We start from the raw sequence: 24470 nt of genomic DNA, 5'->3' as shown, positions 1-24470 counted from the left end.
TGGGCTACTTTCATTAACTGAGATCAACTTTACTAAAATGGAAAGGGTGCGAAGAAAATAAGTATGCAAATCCTAAAAGGATATATTGGCTCAGAGAGGTTAAAGTAGAGTATGACAAATTAATTTAACATACAACGCAAATCACTATACATCAATGCCATGCAAGGGTATCTCTACTTAAAACATTCAGCTATATTTCAACCTGCCTCCAGATTATTTTAGTTTTTCCTCTTCAGATATGGCATTGGTATGTCGAAAATAAAAAAGGTCACTTAAAGTGCGAGAATTAGTTGTTTTTTGCCTTTTCGGAATCGCGGATTTCAATCCTATTCCTGAAATAACGACTTAAATATTTGACATTTCTTTCACCTTGATAATCTAATAAAAAAGCCGAAGTAAAATTTCAGTACCTTTTATATTCTTATCATACCTAAAATTCCGTATTTCGATAGTTCCACACCACCTTCTGGTATGGAGCCACGAATCCCCCGTCATAAAATATTCGATGGCATTCCCAAAGATGAAAATCCACCATGAACTACGTCATTGGCTCCAAGTTGCATTTTGTGATTAACGACAAAGTGGAAATATTGAATTTTGTTATCACTTCCGAAGATACCTATGACAGGGAACCATTGAAGGACAAAAAGTTTATCAAAAAACTTAAAGAGAAACTCTATACTACAAAGGCCATGTCTCACAGAAACTTACAGAGATTTTGTTTATTGATGACTTGCACCTAATTACTCACATCCCTAAGAATTTGAAAAACGTACAGATAGAAATGAAAGACAAAGCCTTGCTCTGTAAACGACCCGTAATTTAAACTCTCGAAGATCAGCTGAAAAACATCCGCTCAATTGAACATTTCCGTCACCAGTTACTTAAAAACTCATCCCAAACCTGATCTCAGTCCTAATTGCTTATTGCTTTTTTTCTAAAAAGCCCGCAATAAAATATGAGGTGATTAAAACCGATCAAATTGCCCTGTTCTAAAATCGAACTCAGGTCAGTAGTATGCGGTATGCGATTGTTGTATTCTGTCATTGCAACCGAAAAATAATCAGAAGAAAATGAATTATTCCTTACTATACAATCTTCCATTTGTTGTTTCATTTCGTTGGGTTGTAATGTGCTGTCCAAAATATTTACTTCAGTCACATATTCATTCACTATGAAGTAATTATGTGTGACCAGCGAATCAGCATCTTCTTAAACACTTTATATGCCTCTTCTTTTCGGATATAGTATTTTTTCCCTTAAAAAACACCACTCTGGCCCTCTCTTCTATTTGATTATCCGACATAGATATTCAAATCATACAATACAAGGAAAGTAGTGAATATTATAACATTTTATCGACTCTCAATGTATTCTGGATTTATTTCGATAGGACTTGGTGCTTTTATCACCTTTCTCCATTCATTTAAACTCCTTAATAATTCCTCCACTATCTCAGGATGAGAAAAATTCAGATTATGTCTTTCCTCAATATCTGTTTTGAGGTTGTATAATTCAATATCATTATTCTCAAAATATTGAATCAACTTCCAGTCCCCATATCTTATCGCAGATCCGGGGCGGGTTCGGAATAGTGGGTCTTGAGTCTCCTCGTTTCCTCCATCCAGGTATATTGGGAAATGCCAGTATAAAGCCCTGTCTGCCGGCCTTTGGGATTCAGTCAACAAGGGCAGAAGACTAATTCCGTCTAAAATTTTATCACCAGGTTTATCAATATTGGCAGCATCCAATAATGTTGGATAAAAATCGAGGTTACTCACCGGAACATCTGACCGGGAGTTTCCACTAATTTTGTCTTTCCAGTAGAAAAATGTTGGGACCCTGATACCTCCTTCATAATAAGATCCTTTACCAGCGCGTAAAGGCCACTGCTTTGTTATATTGTAAACACCGCCATTGTCCGAAGTAAAAACAATGAAAGTATTATCCAATAGACCTTTTTCTTTCAGCTTTTTTATCAGGCGCCCTATTTGAGTGTCTATGTTTTCAACCATGGTTGCATATTTCATATTATCCTGACCATTCCATTGCTTCTTGTTCTGGTATTTAGGTAACAACGATTTTACCGGTTGAAGAGGTGAATGCACAGCATATGGTGCGTAATAGAGGAAAAAAGGATCGTTGTTAACGGAGTCAATAAAATCCAAAACATTGTCCATGATTTGGTTGGTCAAATAGTCATCTTCCGATATAGCTTTTATGGAAGGAACATTCTTATACGGAGGGTAATAACTTCCCGGATTTCCGGCATGGCTACCTCCGATGTTGTATTGAAATCCAAACGTTTTAGGATCGTCGGATAAATGCCATTTTCCGGCATGACAAGTAACATAACCTGCATTTTGCAAAACTTGTGGCAACAGTAGATTATCCTCGGAAATGTAATCATTGTTCTTTATCGGAATAAGTTTTCTATCCTGTTTTTTACCTCGTTCCGATGAGTCAACAGTGTAAATTCCATGTCTCGGAGTCCATTGTCCGCTCATCATACACGCCCTGCTTGGTGCACAATTCGATGCTCCGGCATATGCATTTGTAAAAGCCATTCCTTCAGAAGCCAGTTTGTCGATGTTAGGCGTTTCATAATATTCAGACCCCATAAAACCGACGTCACGCCATCCCATGTCATCAATGTTAATAATGAGTAGGTTTACTTTCTCCCTGTTTTGCTTGTCAGATGCAAATGATACGTTGTAAACAGAAAGTATCTGAACCAGGAGTAGTAATCGGAAAATAGTTTTCATCGAGAAAATCAATTATCAACTGGTTTATTATTCTGCATTGCTGTGGCTGCGTTTTCTGCCATTTCCATCATCTCTCCGACTACTTTAGGATTCGCCTCTGCTACATTGTTTCCTTCTCCCTGATCGTCATTAAGATCATATAGTTGAGGTGTTTCAAAATTGCCTGTCCAATGCTTACCCGGAAGAATAAGCTTCCAATTTTTGTAGCGAACGCTCATTAATTTGCCATTGGCTGTAAATCCATAAACCGCTTTATGTGGCGAATGGGCATCTTGTTCACCTTTCATTAATGGTTGAATGTCTTTCCCGTCAATTACCCTGTCGGTTGGAATTGAAGCACCGGCAACATCGGCAAAAGTGGTAAACAAATCCATTCCAGTAATTATTTCGTCACATTGAGTAGAAGCCGGAATATTTCCGGGCCACTTCATGATGCATGAAACACGGATACCGCCGTCGAAACGTTCCTGGTACTTACCTTCGCGCAGAATGTGATCACGTTTTTCATCGGTAAAACCGAATTTTCCGTAGCAGTTTTCCAGTTCTTCGTCGCGGTGCACCAGCGGACCATTATCTGAAGTAAATACAATAATGGTATTGTCTTCAATTTTCAGTCTTTTTAATGTATTCAGAATAATACCCACTGAGCGGTCAAGATATTCAACAGCGTCGCCATAGGCACCGGCTTTGCTTTGCCCCTCGAAACCTCGTGGTACAAAATAGGGAGTGTGTGTTTCTATGTTGGCATACTGAAGATAAAATGGTTTATCTTCCTGAACTGCACGATAAATGAATTTACAGGCTTCGCGTGTAAAAAGTGCCGGAAGTTCTGCCAGATCATTGTTGTCGCATCTTTTGATTACCTGAGCTTGCTCGATTAGCGGAATTTGAGGATCGCTGATTCCGTTCGGGCGCCAACCCGAGTTACCAATCCTCTCCGGACCGTGATCGTTGGGATACGGAATACCAAGGAATTCATCCAAACCGTGAACATAAGGCAGGTACTGGGGTAAATGCCCCAAATGCCATTTTCCGTATAAACCTGTAGTGTAACCTTGTTCCTTTAATAACTCGGTTATCGAAACTTCCAGTTCATCTTCCAGTCCGGTGGTTGAGTGCGGAAAAAGCACATACAACCCTGTATTGTTGTTAACCCTGCATGCATAACGCCCGGTTAAGACAGAAGCACGTGAAGGTGTACAAGTTCCGTGAGGGGTATAAAAATCAGTGAATTTCATCCCATCGGCAGCCATTTTATCTAGGTTAGGTGTCTTAATGTCTTTTGCGCCAAAACAGCCTAAATCGTCATAGCCTACATCGTCCGCAATAATATGGATGATGTTTGGCCTTGTTATTCCCTGAGCATTTATGAAGGGTGAAAAAAGGGCAACAAGAATTGAAATAAAGAATATGGTTTTTAAATACATAAGATTTTTTTTTGAAGTTTTGCTTTACTCTTCAACTTCTACATCATCGCCAAGCGCTTTCATTCTAAAACGCCCCGATTTAGCCATTTTGTGCTCTTTTTGCATGATATCTTCCATTTGTTTAATGATATCGGGATGTTCTGAAGCGACATCATTCAATTCCTGAATGTCGTTACTTAAATCGTAAAGCTCCAGTTTTAGATTTCCGGTTTTTATAATGTCTTTTCGAATGCCTTTCCAGTTTCCGATACGAACCGCCTGTTGTCCCCCATATTCCGGATATTCCCAGTAGAGATAGGGATGCTCGGGTTGCTCTGCGCCAAGCAGTGTTGGCAGAAAGCTCATCCCGTCGGCATTTGACGGAGAAGCGATACCTGCAATGTCGCAGAATGTTGGCATTACGTCCCAGAATGCAGAGATATGGTCTGAAACTTTGCCCGGTTTAATTTTATCAGGCCATGATGCAATCATCGGAACACGAAAACCGCCCTCGTGCACAAACCCTTTACCCCAGCCGTATTCGCTTTTGAACGGACCGCCACTGTCGAACCAGGGTGAATCTGTTCCGCCATTATACGTGGGACCATTGTCGGAGGTGAATATAATGAGTGTATTATCATAAACTCCCATATCTTTTAGTTTCTGAACCAGTTTCCCAATGTTTTCGTCGAGATAAGAAATCATTGCAGCATATGCAGCATGCGGGTAGCGTTGTGGAAAATAGCCTTTGTCTCCTAGATAAGGTTCTTCGTCGCCAAATTTTTTCACGTAATAGTCAATCCAGCGCTGCGGTGCCTGCAGCGGTGCGTGCGGGATCGTTGTGGCCCAATAAAAAAAGAATGGGTCATCTTTGTGTTCATCCATAAATCCCATCATTTCCGAAAACATAACATCCGGAGCATAATGTTGCAAGGTGTATTTTGAATAACTGGCTAAATTGTAAGGATCAGCTTCCGGATCGAGTTTGGTGTTAGGTGCAACCGTATCGTTGCCCAGGTATAGTCTTTTGTCATTTTTGTACAGATGAACCGGATAAAATGTATGGGCCTGTCGCTGGCAGTTGTACCCGACAAAGAAATCGAATCCTTTTTGGGTTGGAGTACTGGTGGTGTTTGGCGCTCCGAGTCCCCATTTCCCAATCATGCCGGTTGAATAACCTGCTTTTTTCATCAGACTTGCCAGTGTTTCTGTTCCTTCCTCCAATGGCCGCTGGCCCTCAAGCGTAGAATCAGCCAGCTGGGCTAAATAATTCCAAACGTCGCCTCTTTCTTTCCACTCGTCATTACCCCTAATTTGAGAATGACCGGTGTGTTGTCCGGTTAATAATACACACCGGGACGGAGCACAGACGGGTGCCCCCGCATAATGCTGAGTAAAACGCATTCCTTCAGCAGCAAGCTTGTCTATGTTCGGTGTTTCAATTAATTTTTGTCCATTGCAACCTACATCTCCATACCCTAAATCGTCGGCCAGAATATAGATAATGTTGGGTTTGTTCGCTTTGTTTTCTACTTTTTTATCCTGATTGGAACAGGCTGAAAGAAGTAGAACCAAGCATGAGATTGCCAGCACTGAGCTGCCTTTAGCAAATAATTTCATTTCAAATATGTTTTATCTTGTATACTTTTTCTGAATTAGTAGCTGATCACCTTTTCGGTTTCCAGCGTATTCCCTGTTTTTACCCTTGCAATGTAGATTCCCTTTTTTGCGGGAATTTCATTCATTCCGGGATTTAATTGTTGAATGGTCAGTAAACTTCCCTTTATATCGTATAGGTAAAAAAATGAAAGATCAGCTATATTAAGTTGGACTTTTATCATTTCATTGCCTGAAATCATGACAACTTTTTTTTTGTCTTTTTGAATAAAGATATCGGTTTTCAATCCACAAATATCACTGATCTCAGCATCTGACAGGCTTTTGCTGTATAAACGAACATCATCAATAGATCCCGGGAAATAATAATCGGCATACTGAACCGATCCGATGCGGATGTTATTTTCATTTACATCGGTATTTATACTCACATCCTGAGAGCGATATGACTCGCCTGTTCCATCCGGGCGATTAGAGTCATACTGTCCGTCGATATATATTTTTATGTCTTTCAATTTGTCTCCGTCAGCCGGATTATAAGTTACCGCAACATGATGCCATTGTCCGTCATTCAACCCGCCAGAGTATGATTGTACATTACAACTGCCAGCTTCTACCCTTATTCTTCCATTCTCAAAAACCATCAGGTTAAACATCTGTCCTTCTGAATTTCGACCCCATGATACGATGGTTTTTCGTGCCGGCCCCGTTGAATTGGTTTTAAACCATGCAGTAACAGTACGCTCCTTGTTCCCTTCAATGCCTTTGTATCCGGCAGACAGGTACTGATTGTTATTTCCCGGGGTCAGATAAGCTTCGTTGGAATTGCCATTTCGGTCACTTGTAAATTCAGGTGTATAATCGCCAAACGCTATCAAATTCCTTTTGTAAGAAGAAAGATCACTTAAATCGTTATCAAACGCATAATGTACCTGGAGATCTCCGGAGCCACTGTTTTCCGTCACAGTAATATAGCTGTTTTTTACGATCGAATCTTGTCCTGCTTCGTTGCTTACTTTCAATTTTACGCTATATGTTCCTGCTGAATTGTAGGTTACTGTAGGATTTTGTTCTGTACTGCTTGCAGGTTCACCCCCTTCGAATGTCCATTCCCATTTCAACGGAAGGTTTAAAGATGCATCACTGAAAAGCACAAAGCCACCTGTAAAAACGATGGTATTATTTGCTGTAAAATCAGCTTCGGGAGTCATCACAGGATTAACAGTTATGTTTTTACTTTTTTGGATGGTTCCTTCACTGTTGCTTACTTCCAATGTTATTTTATAAGATCCGGGCTTGTTAAAAACTACGACAGGATTTTGTTCAAATCTCACAGACGGTGAACTTCCTTCAATGATCCATTTAAAAGTACTAACCGGATCGTCGGGCGATGTGTTTGTAACGCTGATGGTCTCGGAAGTGAATACGTTGTCTTTATCAACCGTAAAATCGGCAACCGGCTGCTTTCCGTTTACTCCGTAGAGTAATGAGCGCCAGAAACCGCGGCCATCGGTAGAAATCGTTATAAAACTATCATCACGGTTATCACCGTAATAAATATCCATTCCCGATACACGTATTCCGGGTAAGTCTTTCGAATAATCAATCCAGGAGGTCATTGTGCTGTCCTTGTAATACACTCCAATATCGGTACCAATATAAATCCCTTCCTTCGCTGTTTTATCAAGTGTCATTTCCAGCAGTGCCACACCCGGAAGATTTTCCGTTATATTGCTCCATGTATTACCCTTGTCGGCTGATTTGTAGATTTGGCTTCCCAGTAAGATATAAACCAGGTTAGCGTTTGTGGGGTGTGTTGCAATTTCAGAAACCTGGCCTGAAGCTGGCAGCTTTGATGTCAGGTTCGAAAATGTTGGCAAACTTTCACTTGCATTATCACTCCTGTAAAATGTGCTTCCCCTCGCAACATACAAAATATTTCTATCGGCGGAACTTTGCTCCACTTTTTGTATTTTTTCAGAACCTCCAAAATTTGAAATCTTTTCCCAATCAACATTTGCAGCACGGGCATTTTTTGTGCGTTCTACTTCCAACAATCCAACATAAAGCATATTCGGGTCAGCATGATCCAGGGTTCCCGTTCCGGTATAATATCCCCGGTCGGCATCTTGTGCATTAATACGCTGAAAATGAAATCCTCCGTCTGTTGATCGGCTTATCTTTTCATATTTTAAATGATAAATATAGTTTTCGTTTGTTGGATCAATGATGCAGGTTGCTTCATCGCCTCCCCAAGGTGTAAACCATTCGCCGTTGTAGTTTAGTTTTACACCGCAGTGCATCGTGCCGCCTGCAACATTCGTTTTCATGGTTTGGCTCTGGGTACATTCATAAACTTCGGCAATGGGCAATCCATCGGTTAGCGGCCTGAATTTTTTGTCTTTCTGAAGTAAATAAACCCCGCCGTCGTTTACTGCAAAAATATTATTATCATGCGGAGAGTAAGCCCAGTTCAACTGGTCAAGATGCAGTCCGCCACCATCCGTAGTATTATCATTAAATGCCAGGCTCCAGGTTTTGCCTTTGTCTGATGATTTCCATGATTTTACTCCACCTGCATACACAATATCGGCATTTACCGGATCAGCACAAATAAAGAGGTTGTAATTGGGTTGCCCTCTTGAAATGGAACCATCATCGTTATACCCCGAAATACAAGGAGTGATGCCAGATTGTTTGGTGAAATTTAATCCTGCATCCATAGAAAGATAAAATCCTTCAAAAGAATCCTCTCCCAAATGATCACGAAGATTAATCAAGTATACATAATCAGGCTGGGCGGGTGTTATAGCAACTCCCATAAAACAACCTTTTTCGAAAGTGGTATTTTTTGTCCAAGTCTCGCCACCGTCGGCAGAACGGAAGAATTCGCTTGTGGCGCCATTGGTTGCTGCATACATTATTTCAGGATTTGAAGGGTGTGAATCAAGATCTTCCACTTTATCGGCCACCTGAACCAACGTCCAACTTGTTCCACCATCTGTTGAGCGGTAAATTCCAATCTCTGTTCCGGCGATTATCACATTCTGATTGTTGTTTTTCAATAATAACGATTTTGTTTCAGAACCTACCGGAGTTGGTTCCCAGCTTTCGCCATCATTGATTGATTTATAAACACCAAGATCGGTTCCGATATAAATAGTATTGGGATCATTATTATCAATTTCACAAACATACACCTGTTCTGTCAGGTTATCGGTAAGTGGTGCCCACGATGTTCCGTAGTTTTTTGTACGAAACAAACCTCCTTTGAACGTTGAAACAGAAAAGATACTGCTGTCAGTGGGATGAAATTCAATGTCTTTCACTCGTCCTCCATCTTTTTTCACACCCGAACGAGGGCCGACACCAATTGGGCCGTAGTTAAACCAGTTTCCCTGCATTTCAGCACCCGATTTTAGTTTCAGACGTTGAAATTCGGCGCTTACCTGCTTGGCCGAAATCACTTTTCCTGCCTCGTCAAGTCTGCGCGAGTTGACGGTATACCACTGTTCAAATTGTTTGCTGCGATCTCCTCTGAAATGTTGATGGTTCTCCCAGTACTGATCGAAAGCTTTACGGACTTCTGCCATTTTAACATCAGGTTGTTCCATCATTTCTATCCACACAGGATAATCATCAGTATAATTTTCGACTGATTTTTTATTCTGGCACGAAATCCCCCCAATGAATAAAATAATGGCAAGTATTCCTTTTATGGTTCTTGTTGGTAAGGTATCCTTCATTGTATTACAGATCAAAAACAGTTTAATATATTCATAACAGGTATCAGAGAGTTAGAAAAGAGGGCAGCAACAAACGCTGCCCATTAACTATCCTATGAAAAAACGGTCGGAATGTGCTCATCACTACCTTTTCTCTGTTAATTAATATCACTCAAGAATTTTATTTGCTCTGGCGTCAATGCAGAATCGTAGATACGAACGTCATCAATAAGGCCCTGGAATAAAGAACCTCCGAGTTGAGATCCAATATTAACATTGGTTTCTCCGGCAACACCGGTATCGATTATTGCATCCAATGTTGCATCTTCAACTCCATCAACGTAGAGTCTGATCGTTGTCCCGTCATAGGTAAAAGCCACATGGTGCCACGCGTTGTCGTTTACCGGAGTAACTCCGTTAATACCTCCTCCTTGAAATTCGTATCTGATCACTCCGGTATTTTGGTATTTAAACGACGACCTGCTTTTTGTGCCAGAGGCTCCCCAATGAACAAGCCCCGAGGTACTTCCCCATTCGGTTTTTATCCAACAGGCAACGGTTCTGGAATTAGCTCCGTTTATGCCGGTATAACCGCTGAGAGTAACATCTCCGGAACCCGTAAATTTAAGTGCAAGTCCACCGTATTTTGTCCGCGGTTCGTAAATGTTTGATCCGCCTTCGGGGGAAACTGAAACTGAACCTTCGTTGTCGAGGTTATTTTCGAAACGCATTTTTATGAGTGGCGTTATAGCGAGATCGGGAATATTGAGCGGAGTTACTTCGATGTACTTTGTTATTTCATCAGCTCCGGCATCGTTCCTAACCGTTAGTGTAACGGCTTGTTTACCTTCTGAAATAAACTCTACTTCTACGCTCTTCTGGTTGCTGTATGTAGGATTTCCGCCTTCTACGCGCCATGTGAATAAATACGGTGCGTTTTCTGAAGCGTCTGTAAATGTAACTACTTCTCCCACTTCTATTGAGAGGTCGTCATCGCTTGCCGAAAAATCAGCTATTGGCAGGTTCCCTGAGGGAGCAGAATCATCGTCATCACTGCAGGCCGTGATCCCAACAAGAAGTGTTGAGAGCAACAGGAAATATATATTTATCTTTTTCATGATTCAAAATTTATATAGTTATGCTAATCTGCTTATTTCCATCCCGGGTTTTGGTCTAATTGCGGATTCAACACACGCTCCTCTGAAGGAATCGGATACAGATAGTAGTAATCTTCGAAAGCCGGCGGAGTGCCTGAGACCAATTGCACATAACCTTCCGCGGCATTGTCTTGAATTGGGATTACTTTGCCTGCGTAATCACTTTGTTTGATCCATCGGCCCAGTTTTGGTTGAGTAGCCCATTCCATTTTTTTCCAGCGTCTCAGATCAGGAGTACGAAAACCTTCTCCCATAAGTTCAATGCCTCTTTCCCGGCGGATTTCCCATAAAATCGGATCAACTGAGGGATCACGTGAGGGATCAAAACTTGCATCAATTTCGGCAACAATGAGTGGCGCTACTTCTCCACGTTCTCTGGTTTTATTAATGGTAGCATCTGCAGTGCTTTGATTAAATTCCCCAAGTTCATATGCGGCTTCTGCATGATTTACCAATACTTCTCCCATGCGGAAGATAGGACCATCGTTAAAATCTTTGGATGATGTACGGTAACTTACGTTGCTGAAATATTTCCAGAAACGGTAACCTGATGATGTTTGTGTAGGTAAAAGCCCTGTGAAATTTGGTACTGAAGTGGTGATACGGTCTGACCAGTTTCTGTCGGGCAATTGTTTAAAAGGAGACGTAAGATCCTGATCTGGTGAAGCACCGCTTATCCGAACCATTTCATCAAACCATTCCTTGTCAGCTTCGATGCCAGTATGTGTCCAGTTACCGGTTCCTGAAGAATTTACCTTGTACGGAGGCGGTGTCATAATCAGAATACGTGTGTCACGGCCTCTGAATTCAGCGAAAGCGTCTTTGTCTCCCTGGTATAACGAACTGTTCCAGATTGTTTTGCCGTCTTTACAAAGGAACATGTCGATTCCTCTGCGTGTAATATCAATTTGCTCGTTCGTAGAACGCAAATTAGTTGATCCAATATGGTACCCGGCATCGTCCTGAATGTAATGACGATAAAGAATAATTCCCGGTTGGTTGATCAAATCTTCGCTGTTGAAAATCTGATCGTACACCGGCATTAAAGTAGGGTATTTACTAATAAGAATAGTTGACGCAGTCTTGCTGGCACTCAGGTATTTTTCTGATTCTCCCAGGCTGTGGTATTTTCTCCATGTACCTTCAAATAAACCGTAGCGCGACATTAAAGCACGGGCACAGTCAGCGTTAATAGTATTTTCACCATCACCCTCTTCTTTGATGTTATCGATGGCAAACTGAAGGTCGCGCAGAATATTTGACGCTACCTCATCGCGTGTAGAACGCGGACCATAAAGAATCTCTTCATCCTGTTCATTAATGGCATTCTCAACCCACGGAACGCCGCCATATTTCTCGAGTAGCTTGAAATACTCAAATGAACGGAAAAACAAAGCTACACCGCGCCAGTGTGCTTTTTCCAGATCAGTCATTTCTGAATTATCCAGATTGTCGAGCATTAGGTTTGAACGGCGAATATTTGTATAACCTTCTGACCAGTCTGCATCGGATGCAGGAATATTTTCCCTTCCCCAAAGATACGATTGTCCGTTAGTTGCGTAGCCGTTTTCAAGGAGGTCTCCGTCGCAATCCTGCAAAGATGGTCGGTGCCGTAAATTATTGGCGTAACCACCGGGATAGGGATTAAGCGTTTCATAAAATCCCCATGCAAAAACTTTACAGTTGTCATACGTTGAGAACATCGTGGCTTCCGACAATTCATCCTTGGGAGCCAGTGTTAAAAAGTCGTCATTACACCCGGAAATAAATATTAGGAGTAATAAGATTACTGATATGTTTTTTATACGATTCATCTTCATTTCTTTTAAAATTTAGAATGTCAGGTTTAATCCCACTGAATAATTTCTCATAAACGGATAGGCTCCATTGGCACTTTGATCAGGATCAAGACCCTTTGGAAGTTTATCGAATGTGTACAGGTTGTCGCCAGCAACAAATAATCGTAGTTTTTCAATTCCGACTTTACTTAACAATTGAGTCGGGAAGGTGTAGCCAAATGTTATATTCTGAATCTTCAGGTAGCGACCATCCGAAAGATATTTGGTTTGTGTATACCTGTTGCGTCCGTAATTGCTGTTTGTATTTCCTTCAGGATTTCCATAAATACGCGGATAAAAGGCATCCTGATTATCAGGTGTCCAGTAGTCGAGTTGATGCTTGTAAATATTATCAAATTCGCTTGGGTAGGGCCATATCACGTCTGAACTCAAGTTTAGATCGCGTTTCCCTACACCACTCAAAACAAAGCTGAAATCAAACCCCTTGAATTCGGCATAACCGTTAATCCCAAACTGGTACTTTCGACTGTTGTTGCCGATCACTTTGCGGTCGCCCGGACCAGTATGAGGAATCATGTTTCCGTCTTCGTCGTATTCAGTAATCAATGTGTTGTTTCCTGAATTTATGATTCCATCCCCATTTAAATCTTTGTACTTCACATCGCCAGGGAGTGGAACGGGAGCATTTTCGATGTAAGTTACACCTTCTTTTAACTGGCGGTCGGGACCATAAAGATGGGCGTCGAGTGTGCCTTCAACAAAGTCTCCGACAGTGTAATAACCATCTGTTACATAACCCCAAATTTCACCTACTTCTTGTCCAACATAGTAATTGTTGATTAACATACCTTCGTTTAAGAATTTTGTAATCTCTCCCCGGTTGTTTGACAGATTAAGGTTAATGCCATAGCGAAGATTACCTTTGCGATCGTGCCAGCCTAATTCCAGTTCCCATCCCTGAACCTTTAGATCCGCAATGTTTTGTTTTGGAGCTTCGGTTCCAAGGGTACCTGGCAGTTGAATACCCGCACTAAGCATTCCGATGGTTTTACGTTGATAAACATCAAGGTTGGCCTCCAGTCGATTCTGGAAAAAACTAATATCCATTCCAAGGTTGGCGGTTTGAACGCGCTCCCAGGTAAAACCTCCGCTTACAAGTTGTGCCGGATTAAACGACGTGTAACGCATATTCAGGTCACGATCGATCCAATACGGATTGTAAGCTTCATACCCTGCTATATAAGGATAATAGTCGCGTGAGCCCCCAGACCGAACCAGCTGATTTCCGATTTCGCCCCACGAAGCACGCAACTTAAGAAGTGTCAGTTTTTCAAAACCATCCATGAATGGCTCGTGAGCAATGTTCCAGCCTGCTGATGCTGATGGCAGAAACACAAAACGGTCACCTTCAGCAAAAGATGAAGATCCATCATAACGTCCATTAAATTCAAGAAAATATTTATCTTCAAAATTGTAGTTGACACGCCCAAAGTAGCCCATAACGGCCCAGTCGTAATAGTTGTCGCTACCATCGAATTCACCAAGAGCAAGGTTTAATGATGGTTGATCAACGGAGATCAGCGTTTTACGATTTACACTGAAGCCGTTGTATTCTTTCTTTTCCCGGTTATAGCCTCCAAGGAAGTTCAGACTATGATCGCCCTTAATCCATTTATATTTGGCATATAAATTAAAACCGTGATATTTATCATCCGATGAACTCCTGAAAAGACGGGTGTTTTCATAACGTTGTTGAACGGTACTGTTTTCTGTAAATTTGAAAGCACTTACAAAACCGGTTTGCTCTTCTACCCGGCTGAATTTATAGAACTGTTTTTCAAAAGTATATTCGCCTGTGAGCGTTAAATCTTTGGCAATAGTGTATTCCAACTTTTGGAAAATACGCAGATTGTCATTATTGGTATATCCGGGTTCAGAATATCTCACTACGTTCCCCGGAGAATCGAAAGGAAGAATATTTGAAGACTCGAGCCCCAGGGTTCCTGTTGGGTCAAGTAAATCAATATGCCCGGTTGGATCATACATCCGCAGTTGTACAGCTTCACTGTAAGTTGCTTGAGGTTGCGATTGCAGACTACTTCTGTAGTTGAATTGTGTAGAAGATTTCATCCGCTCAGTCAAATCAGCATTCAACAAGGCATTTGTAGTGAACTTTTCGTATTTGTCTTTATCAGTCACCATTACTCCATCCTCAAAACTGTAACCAGCGTTTATTCTGAACGAGATCTTTTCGTTGCCGCCGCTCATCGTGAAGTTATGAATGGTTAAGTATCCAAAATCATTGAGAAAGTCGCCAACAATATCCGACTCTCCCAGTGGATAATACTGTCCGGAAGGATCAACAATGATTGGATAGTTTTCTCCGGTAACAGGATCTTTAACATAGGTAAGTGATCCCGGATCTGTTTCATACAAGTCGAGGTATTCGATCCATTTGTCTACATTTTGCCCGGCGAAATATTCATATTGTCCCCATTCTTTAAGAGCTTCAACAAACTGCCGCGTAGTTGCTTTGTCAAGAAGCTCCATTGGTTGCGACAAACTGGCAGTTGTTGAATATTCAAATTTCATTGGTTGGTTTTTTTGCGCTGTTTTGGTAGTAATAAGTATAACTCCAAATGCAGCTCTAGAACCATATATAGATGAAGCTGCAGCATCCTTTAAAACCGAAACTGACTCAATATCACGAGGATTGATGTCGTTGATATCGTCAATGGGTACGTTGTTTACTAATATTAAAGGAGAACCTCCGTTAATAGACGTCATACCGCGAATGTTCAGGCTGGTACCCGTACTGCCGGGTTGCCCGGAAGTAGAAACAACCTGCAACCCGGCGCTAACACCTTGCAGTGCCTGCGCTGAGTTGACAATTGGACGATCTTTTAAAATCTCATCCATTTTTACAAATGAGGTGGCCCCGGTGATATTTTCTTTTTTCTGGGTCCCAAATCCCACCACTACCACTTCATCAATATCAGTTACGTCAGATACCATTGTTACATCCATTCTGGTGTTCCCATTTAACGGTACTTCCTGGACCTTAAAGCCTATAAAAGAAAAAACAAGTATAGCATCCGGACTATTCACTGTTATTTGATATTCACCATTAATGTTTGTAACTGCGCCGTTGGTTGTACCTTTTTCGAGTACCGTGACACCCACAAGCGCTTCCTGCTCATCGCTAATCACTTTCCCGTTAATTGTTGTGTTCTGCGAAAACACAGCTAAACCACAGAAAATGAAAATCAGAAGTAAGAGTTTTTTTTTCATATCATATTTGTTATAGTTAAGTATTCATTTTGTGTCAAAACTACATCCTTTTTCTCCGGACATCGGGGAATCTTTGTTCCACGCTTAGGACGCAGTAATTTATTGATAGAATATTTCATTCGTATTTTAGGCTAAATCATTCATTAAATAAGTTTATTTTCTTGGATTCAATCACTTATGTTCTTAATTTCGGGACGTTGGAGGAAGGACTCAGGATAGACTAACCTAATGATTTGACTTATGAAGAGACGTATTCTGACACTTTTTGTGTTCCTTTTTACTGGATTTCTGCCGTTATGCGCACAAGTGAACTTTACTCATATTACTATTGAAGATGGTCTTTCGCAGTCTAGTGTAAAATGCATTTTTCAGGATTCAAAAGGTTTTATGTGGTTTGGGACAGCTGACGGACTCAATAAATATGATGGTTATGATTTTATTACCTACAATAATAATCCTGATGACAAGTTCTCTATCGGAGGGAATGATGTATCATGTGTTTATGAGAATTCTTTGGATTCCATTCTTTGGATTGGGACGCAGGATGGTGGCCTAAACCGTTACGACAGAAAACTGGATCGTTTTATCTCTTTTCAAATAAGTTCAAAACAGTTACATCGAATTCCGTCCAATCATATTCGCGATATTTTGGTAAGCAGAGACAGTATCCTTTGGATTGCTTCTTTCAATGGTGGAATATTTTCTTTTAATCTTGCTGATACAACATTTTATCAGCCGGAGTTTTCGAAATCGCCGGCTTTTGTTAATACAAACTGTATTAAGGAAGATAAAACAGGCACTATATGGCTTGGAACTACACAGGGACTTTTTAAATGGAAATTGAACGATCGTAAGAAAGGGTTGGAACCACAAAAAGTAAAATTTGATTCTACCAATATGCCCGGAAATGTGCGGGCATTGCTTATTGATTATAGCGGTCAGATATGGATCGGAACCAATGCCCGTGGATTGTACGTGTATCATCCGGTATCCGGAGAGTTTAAAAAATATTTGGCATCTGACGATTTATCCATTATGCCATCAAACCAGATTCGTTCACTTATGCAGAGCCGCAATGGTGATATTTGGGCGGGCACCTTAAACGGTTTGGTAAAATTCGATGGTCGTTCTTCGGAAACAACAACCTATAGGAATCGTGAGGATAATCCCAATTCATTAAATAATAACATTGTTTATTCTCTTTTTGAAGATCGCTCCGGGATACTTTGGGCGGGGACCTATCTTGGTGGGATTAATAAATATGATCCATTGCAGGCACGTTTCCCCGTGTTTCGAAATATAGTAAAAGGCTATTCCTCCAGGATCAACGATACACGTTCGATAACTGTTGACGATCGTGGAAATTTATGGGTTGGCACCACTGAAGGCCTGATACAAATAAATGAGAAGGATTTGAAGGAAGGCAAACTGAACGGGAGAGTACATTTTGAGTATCAGTCTGTTTTTGAGGTTGTAAGTCTACCTGGCGTTGGAATGATGGTCAGCACTTCAAACGGAATTTATCTAGAAAATGCCTCGGGAAAGTTTATGAATTTAAGCCCTGATATTGACAAACAGACAGGTGAAAATATCATTAGTTTTTATACCTCTTGTTCAAGCTCAGACGAAGAAGTTTGGCTCGCTGCAGGGCAGGGATTACTATGTTTTCGCAGCCAAGATCGTCGTTTTAGTTATTACGCTCCTACAGGACCGGATGGTGAACGGATATCGTTAGCAGGATTGGCACTCTTGGAAGATTTCACCGATAAAATTTGGATTGGCACCCTTAACGGAGAGCTGTATTCGTTTGATAAACACACCCATGAGTTTGAACGAACCAGAATTGATAATGAGATGGCTAGCTTTACAAAAATATTCTCATTATGCCAGATAAAACCGGGAGAATTATGGATGGGGACAAACCGGGGATTGTACCAGCTTAACATGGAAACTTTGGCTATCAAGCGATTTCTCACGAGTGAAGGTTTGTCTAATAATGTTGTATATACTGTTTTGTCTGATGATAATGGTAACCTATGGACCTCCACAAATAAAGGTGTTTCCTGTTATCATACACGCGAAGGGTATTTTCAAAATTATACTCAAAAGGACGGATTACAAAGTAATGAGTTCAACCAGAATGCTTATTTCAAAGCTGCAAATGGTACAATCTATCTGGGCGGAATTGATGGCCTGAATATTTTTCACCCCAAAGATGTAATGGTTAATGAATTTGTTCCGCCAGTTATTATTACAGATATGGAAATTCAGTATCAAAGGATTTCTCCGGCGCAAAATCCTGATCTATTGAATGAACAAATCAGCGAGACCAAAGAGGTGAAATTGAGTTATAAAAAGAACACGTTTAGCTTTGAATATACGGCACTTAGTTACAGTTTGCCAGAACGTAATCATTATGATTATTGCCTGACGCCGGAAGGGGAAAGGGATAACTGGATTGAAGCGGGTAACCGGCGATTTGCCACTTTCACCAACATAGATCCGGGCACATATTCTTTCAAAGTAAAAGGATCAAATTCGGATGGGATATGGAATGAAGAGCCCGCATATGTGCGAATAATCATTAGGCCTCCATATTGGCAAACCTGGTGGTTTAGAATTATTATGACGTCGACTCTTCTAATATTTGTATATCTGTTTTTTTATCTACGATTACGCGCTGTTCAGTTGCAGAAAGTGACGTTAAAAAAACGTGTGGAAGAAAAGACACAACGGTTACTTGAACAAAAGGACCGAATTGAGGAGCAAAACCGTGAACTGGTTATTTTGAATGAGGATATGAAGCATAAGAACAAATTGCTTAATAGTCAAAACAAACAAATAAGTTTACAAAGGGATAATCTAGTGCTGATGGCGGATCAGCTTAAAGAAAATAACCAGGCAAAGATCCAGTTTTACACTACTCTTTCTCATGAGCTAAAAACACCACTAACTCTAATTCTTGAACCAATTAAGGAGATTCTGCAAAAAACAGATCGGCTGTCAAAAGGAGAAATCATAAAGAAACTAAGCATTGTCCAAAAAAACGCTGCGCGATTATTTATTACTGTTAATCAAATACTTGATTTCAGAAAGGCAGAGATTAATAAAATGGAATTAAGTGTCTCCAAGTTTGATCTGGTGGCTTTTGTTCGGGAATCAGCTTCGTTTTTCAACGATTTGGCCAGTAAGGGGAAATATGATTATGTGCTGCATGCAAAAGCAGAAAATATAAAAATATGGGCTGACAGAGATAAGCTTGAAAAGGTAATATTCAACCTGCTTTCAAATGCGTTTAAATACACTCCTGAAGGAGGTTCAATAGGAATACGGATCGAATTAAAAAAAGATGACCCCAAGACAGCCTTGGTATGTATCGAAGACAGTGGTGCGGGAATACCTGAGGAGAATTTATCCGGAATTTTTGAACGTTTTACACAAGCACACGGAGTACGGGTAAGCAACATGGCAAGCAGCGGATTGGGATTGGCCATTGCAAAGAAGTATATTGAGCTTCATAAAGGATCCATACAAGTAAATAGCGAGTTGGGGATAGGAACAAATTTCACAATAGAACTCCCACTTACTCGCGGCCATTTTGATGCTGATGTAAAATTTGTCGATGAATTCGTGTCAGATAAAGAAGTGTTGATCTCCAGCATTGGCAGTCTGCAAAAACAGGTTAGTAGCGGAGTTGAAACTTCTGAAGATAGACAGAAACCTCTAATGCTGTTAATCGAGGAGGATGTTGAACTACTGGTATATCTGAAAGAATATTTAACTCAGGATTTCCGGATAGAAGGGGTGAACGATCTTTTAAAAGGAGAAAAGTTTCTTAATGAGAAACACCCCGAAATAGTTATTTGCGATTTGCCAACTGATGAGAAATCGGCACTTGATTTTTGTCGGCGAGTCAAAAATGAGTTCAATACACTTCATATCCCATTTATTCTGATAACATCTGGCAGTAGTACTGATACAAATATTGAAGGACTCAGTGCCGGCTGTGACATACTGATAGTCAAGCCAATAGACATGCAAATTTTATTGTTTAGTGCCACAAACTTGATTGAAGGCAGAAAAAGACTTCGGAAGAAGTTTGATGCATTGGAGATAATCCCAGAAGGTAAAGATGTTAGCAGTGCCAATGATCAGTCTTTTCTTGATGAAGCAATCCGACTTGTTGAGGCTAACCTCGATAACACAAATTTTAATGTTGAAATGTTGTGCAAAGAACTAAACCTCAGTCAACCGCAGGTATACAGAAAAATTAAAGCACTTACTAAACTAAACATTACCGAGTTTATCCGAAACATCAGGCTTAAAAAAGCAGCTCAGCTTTTACGAACAGGAACACTTAAGGTGAACGAAGTGGCATATGAGACAGGTTTTAACGATCCGAATTATTTTACTAAGATTTTCACAAAAATTTATGGGATGACTCCCACCGATTATTGGAAATCATTTTAGTGTTTATGTGTAAAGTATCGATAGAATCGTTACAAAACTGAGTCCATTTTTATTTAGAGTATTTCTATCTTTCTTCAATGAAGAACAATATAAGAAAAATTAAAGCCCGAGAAAAGTCCGTAAAATCTATATCGAGTTGAGTTCTATAACAAAAGCGGCACTTAGATGTGAGATTTCTCGCCCAACAAGTTATAGTTAAATAAAAAGGTATGAAGAAGAAGGTTTTGCAGGACTGTCAAATAAATTTCAACGCCCTAAAATCCTTGTGAGTACTATGTTTGATGAAGAATTATAAAAGACAATTTTTAAAATTAGATAAAAATTTAATTGGGGGCCTCAACGAATCTCAAACTATTTGTTGCGTACCAAATGGTTGCGAATATCGCCAATGACCGTATGGAGAGTCTTAGATAGCAACAACGCCAAGCCCATTTTAAAAAGAAGAAAGAAGGCGGAATTTAAGCGATATAATAAATTAATACCAAGTGGGCGGATTCAGCTTAACAACACTTAGGAATAAAGCTTACCTGTTTACTGCGAATGATGATTGTTCCCGCTTGGAATCAATCAGGCTTTACGAGAGTTAAAAGTGCTAATGTTCAGTTCACCTTTTAGTAGATTTACTCGATGATTTCAGTTTCCAAATCCAGCGTATCCTAAATAGATTGGGGTACTGAGTTTTTCAATTTCAATTTTCAATCAATTAGAGCTACAGGACATTTTATAAAATTTAGATAGGTAAAGCCCCAAAAGTCCTGTCTTAAAGGGAAAAGTAGAAAGCACACAGCAGACCGATAAAATAGGATTTTGGCAGCATATTATTTTGAGCGAATCCTTACAGATTCTCAGAAAACTTAACCAAAGCTGGCAAGATTTTTACAATAACAAGCTGCCACATTATTCCTTGGAGGGAAAAACTCCCTTTCAGAAATTGAAAACCTTAGAAAAATATATACCAATTCAGCCTAAGTAACTTTATTATTTATGGATTCCGGTGAAACTATCTACCCAGGAAGATATTAATACTTGAAACTGAGAAACAAAAAATGACTCACAATGGGGATGTTTCTTTAATCTGTTGATATAGCACAGTTTAGTTCATTTAAAATATCTTTCAAAAGGTTAAATCCATTATCCACAAATTTTGTATCGTATGCCATTTTTTCCAATGAACCGTTAATAATTTCATTTTCAATTTTCAATACCCCGGAATCTGCTTTATACTTTGCCACTGCCCACTGAATGTACTTATTCTCGGGATATTTATTCAGTAACTCTTCATACAGATTTTGAGCATCATCTTGTTTGCCGTTTTCCTTTAAAATGCGCAATTGCAGGTATAATTTCGAATTTTCTTGTTTAAATTCAGAACATTTGTACCCCATCACTCTTTCTGCAAAATATGTTGCCATTTTTTTATTGCCTTTGCCCATGTATGCTACATGAAGAATGTAGTCTTCCAAACGCTCGTCAAGATCGAACGGCTGGCCTACCCCCAAATTTAAAGGCCATAGTTTTGCTTTTTCAGCCAGTTTTATAGCAAAACTGTATTCGCTATTTTTTAATGCCAACATAGCAGACCGTACACAAACCTCATTATACAAATCGCGACCAATAGTTGCCCCTTCGAAGGGTAATAATTCATAATTTTCCAGAAATTTTATAGCTTCTAAATATTTTTTTTCTCCACTCAAACATTGAGCATAACACAAACCTATTGCAGATTGCTCAGGTTGTGTATTCAGGAATGGCCAGATAATATTTTTAGCTTTTGCTGGCAAATCCTCAGCAAGGTAATATTCTGCTAGAGCCAACGCCGCTCTCCAGTTTTGAGGTTCTAATTCGTTTGCTCTTTTAAGACATTCGAGTTGCTTTTCTTTCGAATTCAACAAATTCATTTTTGCTAGGTAAAATCCTGGAAAATCGGGTTCGTTGCCACATGCAACAAATTGTTCACTGGCTTCTTCTATCCTCCCCTGGTTCCAGAGAATAAGTCCGTAATAATACCTGAATTTCCAATTTACATCATCCTTTAAAAGTCTTTGTAAAATACTGGCTGTTTCTGTTCTGTGTGGAAAAACGAATTCTGCAGGTTGCTGAGTAACTACATTTAAATATTCCGTCTGTTTTTGAGTATTTAAATGCGCCAACCATAAATTGACAATAGGATTTTCAGGAGCTAGCTCCAATACTTTTACTGCTTCCTGATTGCAGCCTTTTTCGTAATAGGAAATTGCCAAGTCAAGATAGGATTCATGTGGTAGTTCATTGCTGATTCCTGCTATAAACCTCTGTTTGTTATCCAAATTACCGGACAGCAAAAACGCTTCAAAATTGATGAAGTGGTTGATTCCATCCAGTTCTCCAATTTGCGTCAAAATCTCCTTTGCTTTATCAACATTCCCAGATTTTCGGTAAGCCAGTGCCAAATTTTGCATCGCTTCCAAATTATAAACATTATAAGCCAAAGCTTTTTGAGCATAATCTTGGGCTCTTGTCCAATCATTTTCTTTTAGGAACAAACCAGCCAATTCAGTTGCTGCAGCCGAGCGAAAGGCTACTTTACCCATGGCAATTGAAAATCCACTTTTGGCCGTGGAGATATCGCCAGTTTTTAGACAAACCAATCCCAACAAATAGTTGGCTTCTCCATCATAAGTGTCTATTGCCAATGCTTTGTGCACGAATGCCAATGCCCGGTCATAATCCATTTGGCGAAAATACCCAAGAGCAAGCCGAGTAATTGCCGGAAGAAAGCCAGCATCCTGCTCAAAAGCTTTCAAGTAAGCCGTTTTTGCAGCATCATAAACTCTTTGTTTCTCCAATTCCAGTCCTTTTAGAAATTGTCCGTACGCTGAATCCCAATTAAATTCTTTATTAGGAAGCATTGGACGGTTAACCAACGTTTCATTTTTATTGGAAGAATAAATAAGTTTATTTCCGCCCAAAATAATTTCTATTTCATCATTAGCCTTTACATCTATTATTGTTTCAAACAATTCTAAAGGTTTTAGTTCTATTTTTTCAGAAATAAAAAATTCTCCATTTTTGTAAATATAAAGTTCGTCGTTTATTTCTTGCAATGCACTTAAAACAACTTCCTGTTTTCCTTCATTATCCAATATGTTCAGCACTCCATATTCAGAAACGGCTTTCATTCCTTTTGTCCCTTTCAACGGAAACCAGATTTCATTCATAATATCAGCATCATGAGGAGCAAACTCTTTATGCTTAAATGGTGTTTTAGTACTACTACTGGCCGCTTGATTAAATAATTTTCCGGCCTGAAATTCGATGTATTGCCCGTCGGTATCGGTCATTAAATCTTTCCAAATCATACCTTCGGGAGCCAAGCCCCAAATCCAAAGTTTTTTACCTGGTTTTTCGTCAAAATCGCTGTAATGTCCAAATCCAAAATCTTCGTTATGCCAATAACCGCCAAAGTAATCGGAGTATGAATTCATTACGTGATACGATTTGTAACTACCAAAATTGTTGTTTTTGTACCAGTTGATTTCGCGTTCGTTATCGGTTGGCCAGTCACCGGTTTCTTCGCCATGTCCAATCCAGTTTTTCCCTGGATAGATAAATTCCAGGTCATCACCAGCTTTCGCGGCTGCATTCATCCAATGGTAGTAAGTGCAGGGCAATTCTGTATTATTAAACCAGCTTACCTTGGTTTCGAAAAAAGCTTTACCGGGCGATACTTTTATTTCCACATTCCATTTTGTGCCCGATGGCAAATCAATAGCACCAACCACACATGATACACTACCATCTTCATTTTCTTTTGTGGTGTAATCAACCGGAGTAGCGCAGGTTGGAATATGTCCAATATCTCCAAAATTGTACTCAAGCCCACCCGATGTCCAGGCTCCGCGCATTGCCACGTCTCTGAATTTAACCACATGATTGTAATAGAGAAATTCTTTCCCTGTTGACTTTTCGATGGCTCCCCAAATTTTTCCACCAATGTCAGGACAAACAAATACTTTTATGTATTCGTTTTCTAGCACCACCATTTTCCATTTCTGCTGAACTGCATTATTGGTATAGCCATGAAAATAAAAGTATGGGTATATTCGGTTAATTTCAGGTACCGGGTTCGGATCGGAAAATGGATATGTTTTGAACTCGATTAACTGTTCAGAAACTTTTGTTGTTTGTCCGAACACTATTTTACTGAACAACAACACTAAGATTATTACAAAAAGGTATTTTGAATGCTTCATACTCTGCT

The 24470-nt window shown here is 40.0% G+C and carries 9 protein-coding genes and 2 pseudogenes; 3 read left to right on the top strand and 8 right to left on the bottom strand.

What is annotated here, in order from left to right:
* Positions 1-533 precede the first annotated feature (533 nt).
* Positions 534-826 (top strand): annotated as a pseudogene (locus D1614_RS26460) (transposase).
* 529 nt (positions 827-1355) lie between these two features.
* Here the strand turns inward: D1614_RS26460 and D1614_RS02760 are convergent.
* The 7 genes from D1614_RS02760 to D1614_RS02730 form a co-directional block, all read right to left on the bottom strand.
* Positions 1356-2765: a sulfatase gene (locus D1614_RS02760; RefSeq protein ID WP_119436328.1), complete on the bottom strand. Its 1410-nt coding sequence runs from the start codon at positions 2763-2765 to the stop codon at positions 1356-1358.
* Between the two features lie 8 nt (positions 2766-2773).
* Positions 2774-4192 (bottom strand): sulfatase family protein, encoded by a 1419-nt coding sequence (locus tag D1614_RS02755; RefSeq protein ID WP_119436327.1) that lies wholly within the window; start codon positions 4190-4192, stop codon positions 2774-2776.
* 24 nt (positions 4193-4216) lie between these two features.
* Positions 4217-5791 carry an arylsulfatase gene (locus D1614_RS02750; protein ID WP_119436326.1) on the bottom strand — a complete coding sequence of 525 codons (1575 nt, stop codon included), beginning with the start codon at positions 5789-5791 and terminating at the stop codon, positions 4217-4219.
* Between the two features lie 35 nt (positions 5792-5826).
* Positions 5827-9534, bottom strand: coding sequence for a LamG-like jellyroll fold domain-containing protein (locus tag D1614_RS02745; RefSeq protein ID WP_119436325.1), 3708 nt, complete (start codon positions 9532-9534; stop codon positions 5827-5829).
* A gap of 137 nt (positions 9535-9671) precedes the next feature.
* On the bottom strand, positions 9672-10631 hold the full coding sequence (locus D1614_RS02740) for a LamG-like jellyroll fold domain-containing protein (RefSeq protein ID WP_119436324.1): 960 nt from the start codon (positions 10629-10631) through the stop codon (positions 9672-9674).
* A gap of 32 nt (positions 10632-10663) precedes the next feature.
* Positions 10664-12484, bottom strand: a complete 1821-nt coding sequence (locus tag D1614_RS02735) for a RagB/SusD family nutrient uptake outer membrane protein (protein WP_119436370.1) — start codon at positions 12482-12484, stop codon at positions 10664-10666.
* Between the two features lie 18 nt (positions 12485-12502).
* Positions 12503-15760, bottom strand: coding sequence for a SusC/RagA family TonB-linked outer membrane protein (locus D1614_RS02730; RefSeq protein WP_119436323.1), 3258 nt, complete (start codon positions 15758-15760; stop codon positions 12503-12505).
* A 240-nt stretch (positions 15761-16000) separates the two neighbouring features.
* Here D1614_RS02730 and D1614_RS02725 point away from each other — a divergent pair, with 240 nt between their 5' ends.
* Together D1614_RS02725 and D1614_RS26455 are read left to right on the top strand one after the other, a co-directional pair.
* A complete protein-coding gene (locus tag D1614_RS02725) occupies positions 16001-20230 on the top strand; it encodes a hybrid sensor histidine kinase/response regulator transcription factor (RefSeq protein ID WP_119436322.1) in 4230 nt (1409 codons plus the stop codon).
* 757 nt (positions 20231-20987) lie between these two features.
* Positions 20988-21203: pseudogene (locus D1614_RS26455) on the top strand (integrase core domain-containing protein); the annotation flags it as partial.
* A gap of 97 nt (positions 21204-21300) precedes the next feature.
* On the opposite strand, the gene D1614_RS02715 reads toward D1614_RS26455, so the two are convergent.
* The gene (locus D1614_RS02715; protein ID WP_147383980.1) at positions 21301-24462 is read right to left on the bottom strand and encodes a DUF5107 domain-containing protein; all 3162 of its coding nucleotides are present in this window, start codon (positions 24460-24462) and stop codon (positions 21301-21303) included.
* Positions 24463-24470 lie beyond the last annotated feature (8 nt).

Origin of the sequence: Maribellus luteus, from assembly GCF_003576475.1 — a bacterium.
Classification (GTDB): domain Bacteria; phylum Bacteroidota; class Bacteroidia; order Bacteroidales; family Prolixibacteraceae; genus Draconibacterium; species Draconibacterium luteum.
This window is presented reverse-complemented; position numbering and strand designations above follow the sequence as displayed.